Source organism: Promicromonospora kroppenstedtii DSM 19349 (genome assembly GCF_000515355.1).
GTDB classification, from domain to species: domain Bacteria; phylum Actinomycetota; class Actinomycetes; order Actinomycetales; family Cellulomonadaceae; genus Promicromonospora; species Promicromonospora kroppenstedtii.
Map to the genome: position 1 here is coordinate 48,905 of NZ_KI911649.1, position 9,420 is coordinate 58,324.

At 71.5% G+C, this 9,420-nt stretch carries 9 protein-coding genes; 5 read left to right on the top strand and 4 right to left on the bottom strand.

What is annotated here, in order from left to right:
• Positions 1–270: 270 nt before the first annotated feature.
• Positions 271–1,290: a class II fructose-bisphosphate aldolase gene (gene fbaA, locus PROKR_RS09770; RefSeq protein ID WP_036962627.1), complete on the top strand. Its 1,020-nt coding sequence runs from the start codon at positions 271–273 to the stop codon at positions 1,288–1,290.
• A gap of 106 nt (positions 1,291–1,396) precedes the next feature.
• Here the strand turns inward: fbaA and PROKR_RS09775 are convergent, their stop codons facing one another.
• Both PROKR_RS09775 and PROKR_RS32595 read right to left on the bottom strand, forming a co-directional pair.
• On the bottom strand, positions 1,397–1,876 hold the full coding sequence (locus PROKR_RS09775; protein WP_020015711.1) for an STAS domain-containing protein: 480 nt from the start codon (positions 1,874–1,876) through the stop codon (positions 1,397–1,399).
• 83 nt (positions 1,877–1,959) lie between these two features.
• A complete protein-coding gene (locus PROKR_RS32595) occupies positions 1,960–2,232 on the bottom strand; it encodes a hypothetical protein (protein ID WP_169736372.1) in 273 nt (90 codons plus the stop codon).
• Positions 2,233–2,263: 31 nt separating this feature from the next.
• Here PROKR_RS32595 and PROKR_RS09780 point away from each other — a divergent pair, with 31 nt between their 5' ends.
• Entirely contained in the window at positions 2,264–4,564 is a 2,301-nt protein-coding gene (locus PROKR_RS09780) for an ATP-binding SpoIIE family protein phosphatase (protein ID WP_036962629.1), read from the top strand.
• 69 nt (positions 4,565–4,633) lie between these two features.
• Here PROKR_RS09780 and PROKR_RS09785 read toward each other — a convergent pair whose 3' ends face one another.
• Positions 4,634–5,038 carry an STAS domain-containing protein gene (locus PROKR_RS09785; RefSeq protein WP_036962631.1) on the bottom strand — a complete coding sequence of 135 codons (405 nt, stop codon included), beginning with the start codon at positions 5,036–5,038 and terminating at the stop codon, positions 4,634–4,636.
• A gap of 161 nt (positions 5,039–5,199) precedes the next feature.
• Between PROKR_RS09785 and PROKR_RS09790 the strand changes: the two genes are divergently transcribed.
• The 3 genes from PROKR_RS09790 to purD all read left to right on the top strand — a co-directional run bounded on the left by PROKR_RS09790 (position 5,200) and on the right by purD (position 8,334).
• Positions 5,200–5,643, top strand: a complete 444-nt coding sequence (locus PROKR_RS09790; RefSeq protein ID WP_036962633.1) for a DUF3151 domain-containing protein — start codon at positions 5,200–5,202, stop codon at positions 5,641–5,643.
• Positions 5,644–5,719: 76 nt separating this feature from the next.
• Positions 5,720–7,012, top strand: coding sequence for an adenylosuccinate synthase (locus tag PROKR_RS09795; protein WP_036962635.1), 1,293 nt, complete (start codon positions 5,720–5,722; stop codon positions 7,010–7,012).
• 32 nt (positions 7,013–7,044) lie between these two features.
• Positions 7,045–8,334: a phosphoribosylamine--glycine ligase gene (purD, locus tag PROKR_RS09800; protein WP_036962637.1), complete on the top strand. Its 1,290-nt coding sequence runs from the start codon at positions 7,045–7,047 to the stop codon at positions 8,332–8,334.
• Between the two features lie 23 nt (positions 8,335–8,357).
• On the opposite strand, the gene PROKR_RS34460 is transcribed toward purD, so the two are convergent.
• Positions 8,358–9,420: PAS domain-containing protein (locus PROKR_RS34460; RefSeq protein ID WP_211240087.1), on the bottom strand; the 1,063-nt coding region annotated here is incomplete at its 5' end.

The following is a 9,420-nucleotide window of genomic DNA, read 5'->3' on the forward strand; positions in this document are numbered from 1 at the left end:
GTGGTCGCCGTCGCATCCTTCAGCCCGATCCGCGGCCGCAACCCCGAGGCCGTGCCGCTGCCGCCCGCCCGGTGACGAGGGGCGCCCGACGTCGTCCGTGAGCCCGCCCGATGGTGCCGGAAACATGAAAACCACAGTGTTTCGGCCGTTCGACTGTCGAACGACCGCACACGACCACTGGTGGATCGTGGCAAGATCGATGGTGCATCCCCGGGCGGCCTTGGACACTCTTGCGACCGCCCACCTCACCATTCGTTTGGAGTTTCGCAGATGCCCATCGCAACCCCTGAGGTCTACGCCGAGATGATCGACCGGGCGAAGGCCGGCAAGTTCGCCTACCCCGCGGTCAACATCACCTCGTCGCAGACCGTTACTGCCGCACTTCAGGGCTTTGCCGAGGCGGAGTCGGACGGCATCATCCAGGTCTCCGTGGGCGGCGCCGAGTACGCCTCGGGCTCGACGGTGAAGGACCGCGTCTCGGGCTCCCTCGCGCTGGCGGCCTACGCCACCGAGGTGGCCAAGGGCTACGGCGTGAACATCGCCATCCACACGGACCACTGCACGGCCGACAAGCTCGACTCCTGGGTCAAGCCGCTGCTCGCCATCGAGGCGGAGCAGGTCAAGAACGGCGGCCTGCCGACGTTCCAGTCGCACATGTTCGACGGCTCCACCGTGCCGATCGAGGAGAACCTCGTGATCGCCGCCGAGCTGCTCGAGCTGTCGCAGGCCGCGCGCACGATCCTCGAGATCGAGATCGGCGTTGTCGGTGGCGAGGAGGACGGCCACACCGCCGAGATCAACGACAAGCTCTACACCACGCCCGAGGACGGCCTGGCCACGATCAAGGCCCTGGGCGCCGGCGAGCGCGGCCGCTACCTGACGGCCCTGACCTTCGGCAACGTGCACGGCGTGTACAAGCCGGGCGCTGTGAAGCTCCGCCCGGAGATCCTGCTGGACATCCAGAAGGCCGTCGGCGCCGAGATCGGCAAGGAGATGCCGTTCGACCTGGTGTTCCACGGTGGTTCGGGCTCGACGGCGGAGGAGATCGCCGCCGCCGTCGACAACGGCGTCATCAAGATGAACATCGACACCGACACCCAGTACGCGTTCTCGCGTCCGGTGGCCGACCACTTCTTCAAGAACTACGACGGCGTGCTCAAGGTGGACGGCGAGGTCGGCAACAAGAAGGCCTACGACCCGCGCGCCTGGGGCAAGACGGCCGAGGCCGGCATGGCCGCTCGCATCGTCGAGGCCTGCCAGCAGCTCCGGTCGGCGGGCCACAAGATGTGAGTGTCTCGCTCACTGATCGGTAAAAGGTCAGGTGGTCGGCAGCTCGGGCTGCCGACCACCTGACCTTTTACCGATCATCCAGTTGTGACGGGCCCGAGGGGCACGCTCAGGAGGCGGGCGGCCCGCCCACACCCGCGGGCGCAGGCGTGGTACCCGACGGCGGGCCCGACGGGCCGTCGTCGTCCAGCTCGAAGCCCGGGTCCTCGTCCACGATGTCGAGGAGGTCGCCGATCCGGGTGACCTCCAGCAGGAAGCGCACCGTGGGAGGAGCCCGCAGCACACGCACGCGGTGCGGGCTGCGGCTCGCGAGGCGCGCCAGGAACGCGACGCCGGACGAGTCCATGAAGGTCACGTGGTGCGCGTCGATCTCGACGGGAAGACGAGACTCCTCGGCCGCGGCCGTCGCCTCGTGCAGGTCGCCGCCGATGTCGGCGTCGATCTCCCCGGAGAGCACGATCCGTGCACGTGAGCGGCCCACGATGACGTGGATGCTCGCCGGGTCGCCGATCTCGGGGGTCTGGTGGCCGGGGTCCTGGGGGCTCCCGCCCTGCGGACCGCGCGGCGGGTCGTAGGTTCCGTCCTGCACGGTTCTCCTTCCGGGAGCAGTGGTCGTGACGCTGTATCGGTCCGATGATAGAGGTTGAGATTCAGATCTCGGACTGTCCCAATCTACGGTTGAATGTCCTGCTGGAACAGCACCTTGAGCAACAGATCCCGTAGGGAGGGCATTTTGACCGATTCATCCGGTCTGACTCCGTCCTCTCCGCCGCCGCGCCATCCCGGTCTTTCCGTTTTCGGCCTTGGTCCGACGCAGGACGGAATATCGAACGGCATCAGGGACGAAAGGTCCAGCGGCGCGCCGAACGCATCGACGAACGCAGCATCCAGCGCACCTTCCGACGCATCTCCCGACGTGCCGGTGAATGTCTCGTCCAACGACACGCCGAACGGTGGTCACGGCACCAATCGCCCGGTGCCCCCGCCGGCCGCGAGCGTGCCGCCGAGCATCCCGTCCGCCACGTCCTCCGGGGGCGGCTACGGCGGTCCTGCCCGCGAGCCCCGCGCGTACACCGGCATCCCGCGCACCCTGCCCCCCTCGGTCGGCGACGTCGTGCTGCGCGCCGCCGTGACCGTGGGCATCCCGGTCTTCCTGACCGGCCCCACCGAGGACGGCATGCCCATGCTGTGGGCCAACCAGGCGTTCGAGCGGTACGCAGGCGTGCGGTTCAGCGACTTCGCCGGCTACACCGTGCGCCGCCTCGGCGAGATGCTCGTCGAGCCGCAGGACCTGGAGCGGATGACCGAGCTGGTCAACGCGGGCCAGGAGGTGCACGCGACGGTGCGGTCCCACCTGCGCGGGGGCACCCACGGCTGGGCCCAGCTCACCCTCACCCCGGCTCGCGCCGGCCACGACGGCCGCATCACCCACTGGGTCGGCTTCAGCGTCGACGTCTCCGACCACATGGAGCGGCACGCCGCCCAGCTCGCCAGTCTGGAGATCGAGCGCCAACAGCGCGAGGACCTCGACCTCATCGCGCAGACCACCGAGATCCTGACCGACCTCGAGTACCCGTACGCCCTGCGCGACATCGCCGAGCTGCTCCAGACCATGGTGCGCTGGGCCGGCTTCTACGTGAACGACGACGGCCTCAAGCATGCGGCCGGCGTCGACGTCGCCGCCCCGCCGAGCGGCCGCGGCCGCCGGCACGCCCGGTACATCGAGGGCGACAACATCGCCGACAAGTCCCAGCGCCGCCGTCCGCAGACGGACGCGCTCGGCGACTCGGTGACCACGGGCCCCATGCCGATCCTCGAGGTCGTGGACTCGGTCCAGGACGTGCTCGACGGCGTGCTCGACGGCCCCGTCACGCTGCACCTCGACATCCCGCACGCGCCGCACTCGGCGTCGGGCTGGCTGCAGCGCGACCTCACGCTGCGCCTCGCGGACGAGCTCGGCAAGGCGCCGGACTCCGTGGTGGTGCACCCGGTCGCCGGGCGACGCGACGTGCTCGGCCTCGTCGTGATCGTGCCCGACGAGGACGAGCCGGGCGACTACGTCGAGGCCGACGAGCCCGACACGCTGCGCACCGTGATCGAGGTGGTGGCCCGCCGTGCGGGCAGCGCCATCGACAACGCGCGGATGTATGCCCGCGAGCACCGCCTCGCCGAGACCCTGCAGCGCGCCATGCTCCCCGAGCAGGCCGACGTCGCAGGCCTCGACGTGTGGACCTACTACGCGCCGAACGCCGAGCACGCGCAGGTGGGCGGCGACTGGTACGACGTGCTGCAGATCTCGCCGGACCTGGTCGGGCTCGTGATCGGCGACGTCGTCGGGCACGACGTCGAGGCGGCCGCCACGATGGGCCAGCTCCGCTCGGTGGTGCGCTCCTACGCGTTCGAGCTGTCCACCCCGAGCCGCGTGCTCGAGCGTGTGGACCAGCTCGTGGCGGGCATGGGCATCCCGCGCTCGGCGAGCATGGTGTACGCCTCCCTGAAGCGCGAGGAGGAGCCGGACGTCTGGACGGTCGGCTACTCGCGCGCCGGCCACCTGCCGCCGCTCCTGCTGCGCGGTGGGCAGGTGATCAAGCTGGACGAGGGCGGTGGCGCGCTGGTCGGCTTCGGTTCCCGGGAGCGGACCACCGGCGAGGCCCGTCTCCAGCCCGGCGACACGCTGCTCTTCTACACGGACGGCCTCATCGAGCGCCGCGACCGGTCCCTGCGGCTGGGCCTGGAGGCGCTGCTCGAGACGGCGTCGGCCATCACGGCGCGCGACGCCGCGGGCGTGGGCGAGGAGCTGCTCTCCCGCCTGGCCGACGCGCCCGAGGACGACGTCGCCATCGTCGTGGTGCGGATTCCCGACCCGACCGGCGACGCGGGGGAGACGGCCCTGTCGCCGCGGTGGCGGCGCTGGATGCTGCCGAGCGAGCCCTCGTCGATCGGCCGTGCCCGGCACGCGGTGCTGCGCACCTGCCAGGCCTGGGGCATCGAGGAGTCGGCGCAGGCCGAGCTGGTGGTCTCGGAGCTGGTGGCCAACGGCGTGCTGCACGGCTGGGGACACATCGCGCTGCGCCTGTACGACACGGGCGACGGCCTGCGCATCGAGGTCGAGGACAACAACCCGGCGCCGCCGGTCGCGACGGACGGGCACCCCAACCGCCTGGGCGGGTTCGGCATGCAGATCGTGGACCGCCTGGCCGAATGGGGCTGGCGCCCGTCGGGCAGCGGCAAGCTGGTGTGGGCCAAGCTCCGCCGGCAACCGACTCCGCCAAAGTAGAACCGCAGCGCACCTGGTGGTGCGCTGCGGTTCTGCCTCGCCACGGCCGTCTCGGCGGTGGATAACGTTTTACGCCGTGGACACGTCGCGGTGGGATAACGGTGAGGTGTCGTCGTCCCGTGAGGTCAGCACCGCGAACCCCGAGTCGGGGGCGGACGGCTCGCACGAGTGTTCGTCGTCCACCCGGAAGAGCTCCATGGCGCCGCACACCTCGAGCACGAAGAGGTCCCGCTCGTCGGCCCCGCGGATGACGGTCGCACCGCCGCGCTTGCGGCCGGCGTCGGCCAGCGAGATGAGGAACGCCGCCCCGGTCGAGTCCATGAACGTCACCCGGCACATGTCGATGACCAGCAGCTGTCGGCGCAGGCCCACCACGCGCGCCGCGATCTCCGGGAACTGGTCTCGTTCGGCGAGGTCAAGGTCGCCGGCGATCACGAGCGTCGTCGTCGTGGGAGACGTCGCGATCTCGATCATGTGTCGAGCGTAACGACTGTTGCTCGATCGCACCGGATGAAAGGCAAAATTCACCGTCTGCGCTGGCGCGAAGGGTAATCCTGTGCGACCTCTTTGTCCCCTGTTGTCCCCCGCTGGTGCCAGGTGCCTCGCCCATGACCCCGAGGTGTGAGAATTCGACCATGAGCTCCCACGAGAACCTGCTGCAGGGTCCGGCCCCCACGCTGCTTTCCGACGACTTCCCCGCTGCCCGCGAGGGTCTGGCCGGCGGAGCCGACCCGGTGGCGGTCGTGGCCGACGCGCCTGCGTCGTCCCTGGTGTGGGCGGTCCTGGCCGAGGGCGCGCTCGCGTCCGGCACCGCCGCGGGGAACGTGGAGGCCTACGCGTACGCCCGCACGGGCTACCACCGCGGGCTCGACGCACTGCGTCGGTCGGGCTGGCGCGGGCAGGGCCCGATCCCGGCCTCCCACGTGCCCAACCAGGGCTTCCTGCGTGCGCTGCTGGCCCTCTCGGAGGCGGCGGGCCGCATCGGCGAGCAGGACGAGGCCGACCGTTGCGTCCAGTTCCTGGGCGACTCCGGCACGTCGGTGGACGAGGTTCGCGCCCTGGTGCCGACCACGAAGTAGACTCGGGCGCGGCTCGCCGGCGCCCTCGATGCGCACCCGGCGGAGCAACCCTAGGAATTCGAGAAGGTGGAGATCCATGCCAGGCGTCGTGCTCGTCGGGGCCCAGTGGGGCGATGAGGGCAAGGGAAAGGCGACGGACCTCCTGGGCTCCCGCGTCGACTACGTGGTCAAGTTCAACGGTGGTAACAACGCGGGGCACACGGTCGTCATCGACGACGAGAAGTACGCCCTGCACCTGCTGCCGTCGGGCATCCTGTCGCCCGGCGTGGTGCCGGTCATCGCCAACGGCGTGGTGGTCGACATCGAGGTCCTGTTCGAGGAGCTGGACGCGCTGATCGCGCGCGGCGTGGACGTGTCCCGCCTGCTCGTCTCGGGCAGTGCGCACATCATCGCGCCGTACCACCGCACCATCGACAAGGTGACCGAGCGGTTCCTCGGCAAGCGCCGGATCGGCACCACCGGCCGGGGCATCGGCCCGGCGTACGCCGACAAGACCAACCGCGTCGGCATCCGCATGTGGGACCTGTTCGACGAGAAGATCCTGCGGGCCAAGATCGAGGGCTCGCTGGACCAGAAGAACCACCTGCTCGTGAAGGTCTACAACCGGCGCGCCATCACGGTGGACGAGACGCTCGACGAGCTGCTCCAGTACGCCGACCGCCTGCGGCCCATGGTCACGGACACCGCCGTCGAGCTGAACAAGGCGCTGGACGCGGGCAAGAACGTCCTGTTCGAGGCCGGCCAGGCGACCATGCTCGACATCGACCACGGCACCTACCCGTTCGTCACCTCGTCGAGCGCGACGGCGGGCGGCGCGGTGACCGGGTCCGGCGTCGGGCCCACGCGGATCGACTCCGTGATCGGCGTCATCAAGGCGTACACGACCCGCGTGGGCGAGGGGCCGTTCCCCACGGAGCTGTTCGACGACAAGGGCGAGTTCCTGCGCAAGACAGGCGGAGAGTACGGCGTCACCACGGGACGCGCCCGCCGCACCGGCTGGTACGACGCCGTGATCGCCCGCTACGCGACGCGCATCAACGGCCTCACCGACATCGTGCTCACCAAGCTCGACGTGCTCACCGGCATGGAGAAGGTCCCGGTCTGCGTGGCCTACGACGTCGACGGCGTCCGCTACGACGAGATGCCCACCGACCAGACGGCCTTCCACCACGCGAAGCCGATCTACGAGGAGCTCGACGGCTGGTGGGAGGACATCTCCCGGGCCCGCTCCTTCGAGGACCTGCCCAAGAACGCGCAGGCCTACGTCCACGCGCTCGAGGCGATGTCGGGCACCCGGATCTCCGCGATCGGCGTCGGCCCCAAGCGCGACGAGATCATTCCCGTCCACGACCTCATCCACACCCGCTGAGCCCGTACCCACCAAGAGAGCCCTCCGCCACTGTGAAGATCCTCGTCATCGGCACCGGTGCCCGCGAGCACGCCATCGTCCACTCGCTCGACCGGGAGAACGTCTCCGGCGTCGCTTCCCACGAGCTGCACGCCGCGCCCGGCAACCCGGGTATCGCGGGGGCGGCCACGCTGCACCCGGTCGACCCGCTGGACGGGGCCGCCGTGACGGCGCTGGCCCAGCGGATCGGGGCGGAGCTGGTCGTCGTGGGGCCGGAGGCACCGCTCGTCGCGGGTGTCGCGGACGCCGTGCGGGCCGCTGGCATCGCGGTGTTCGGCCCGTCCGGCGAGGCGGCCCGGCTGGAGGGCTCCAAGTCGTTCGCCAAGGAGGTCATGGCCGCCGCGGGCGTGCCGACCGCGATGGCGCACGTGTGCACGGACGTGCCCGAGCTCGAGGCCGCGCTGGACGCCTTCGGCGCCCCGTACGTCGTGAAGGACGACGGCCTCGCGGCCGGCAAGGGCGTGGTCGTCACCGACGACCGCGCGGCGGCACTGGCCCACGGCACGGCGTGCCTGGCGGGCGAGAACGGCCGCGTGGTGGTCGAGGAGTACCTCGACGGCCCCGAGGTCTCCCTGTTCTGCGTGTGCGACGGCACCACGGTGGTGCCCCTGGTCCCCGCGCAGGACTTCAAGCGCGTCGGGAACGGCGACGAGGGCCCCAACACCGGCGGCATGGGCGCCTACACCCCGCTGGACTGGGCGCCGGCCGGCCTCGTGGACGAGGTGGTCGCGCGCGTGGCCCAGCCCACGATCGACGAGATGGCCCGCCGCGGCACGCCGTTCTCCGGCGTGCTCTACGTGGGGCTCGCGCTCACCAGCCGGGGTACCCGCGTGGTGGAGTTCAACGCCCGGTTCGGCGACCCGGAGACGCAGTCGGTGCTGGCCCGCCTCGCGACGCCGTTGTCCGACGTGATGCTCGCCTCGGCGCGCGGCCGGCTCGCCGGGCTGGAGCCCCTGCGCTGGCGCCCCGAGGCCTCGGTCACGGTGGTCGTCGCGTCGGAGGGCTATCCGGCGTCGGCCCGGTCGGGTGACCCGATCACGGGCATCGAGGAGGCCCAGCTGCTCGCCGGCGTGCACGTGCTGCACGCGGGCACCGGGCGTTCCGAGACCGGTGACCTGGTCAGCGCGGGCGGCCGCGTGCTGTCCGTGGTGGCGCTCGGCAGCGACCTGGCGGACGCCCGCCGCCGCGCCTACGAGGGTGTGGCGCGGATCGAGCTCAAGGGCTCGCACCACCGCACGGACATCGCGCTGAAGGCGGAGCGCGGCGAGGTCACCGTCCCGTAGGGCGGCGCACGCCGCGCCACGCCTCACCGCGTCACGCCTCGCCGTTCCCGCGCCGGCATGCCGGTCACGTCGATCAGCACGCCGATCATCCGGGCGCGCACGCCGGCGTCGTCGGTCACGGTGGTGGCACGGCAGCGCACCCACATCTCGCGGCCGTCCGCTGCGAGCAGGCGGTGCTCCAGGTCGAGCGGGTCCGTGGCGCCCGCGAGCTGCCGGGCGATCGCGATCTGCACGCTCCGCACGTCCTCGGGGTGCACGCGCCCGGTCCACTCCTCGATGCCGGTGCACGCGGCGTCGTCGGGCAGGCCGACCAGGGCGCGCCAGGTGCGCGAGTAGAAGACCTGCCCGGTCGCGATGTCCCAGTCCCACGTGCCCTCCAGGGCGACGTCCTGGACCAGCGCGTTGCGCTCCACCTCGGTGCGCAGGTCCAGCACGAGCGCCCGCTCGCGGTCCGCGGCCTCCGCGAGGGCGGCGCGCTGCCGCTGCAGCGACGTCAGCCGATCCTCCCGGTCCAGCGCGACGGCGACCATCGCCGCCCAGTGGTCGTACTTGTCGCGCGAGCTCGTGGCGCGCGTGTCCACGCCGCCACCGATCGCCAGCATGCCCCAGTCGCTCTGCCCGAACGTCACCGGGACCACGAACACGACCCCCTCGCCCGAGAGCGCGGGCGGCGGGAACGTGCCCACCGGCATGCGCCTGCCCACCAGCGCCGTCGCCTGGCGGGACGTGGCGGTGGTACCCACGATCTCCAGTGTGCGCGCAGCGTCCACCGGACCGGACGGCGGACCGGATACCGCACCGGACGCTCCGGCCGACCCGGGTGCGCCCTCGGTGTCCGTCCACAGCGCGAGCGTGGCGGGGCTGCGGTGCCCGCGTGGTAGCCAGGTCAGTGCCCGGATCGCGCGCCCGTCGGCGTGCAACAGGTCGAGGTCGAGCTCGTACTGGTCGGTGATCGTCCGTTCGAGCTGTCCTGACCGGGCCAGGAGGGTCTGGGTGCACCCTGCGCTGAGGGCGACCAGCACGTCGGTCGCGGTCCGCGTGACGGCGCGGGCGCGAGCGGCCCGGCTCGGGGCTCGGGGCGCGCCC

What these genes read in the sequence shown, in the direction of transcription:
- fbaA (WP_036962627.1), top strand. Translation starts at nt 271, where the DNA reads ATGCCCATCGCAACCCCTGAGGTCTACGCCGAGATGATCGACCGGGCG.
- PROKR_RS09785 (WP_036962631.1), bottom strand. Translation starts at nt 5,038, where the DNA reads ATGATCGAGATCGCGACGTCTCCCACGACGACGACGCTCGTGATCGCC.
- PROKR_RS09790 (WP_036962633.1), top strand. Translation starts at nt 5,200, where the DNA reads ATGAGCTCCCACGAGAACCTGCTGCAGGGTCCGGCCCCCACGCTGCTT.
- PROKR_RS09795 (WP_036962635.1), top strand. Translation starts at nt 5,720, where the DNA reads ATGCCAGGCGTCGTGCTCGTCGGGGCCCAGTGGGGCGATGAGGGCAAG.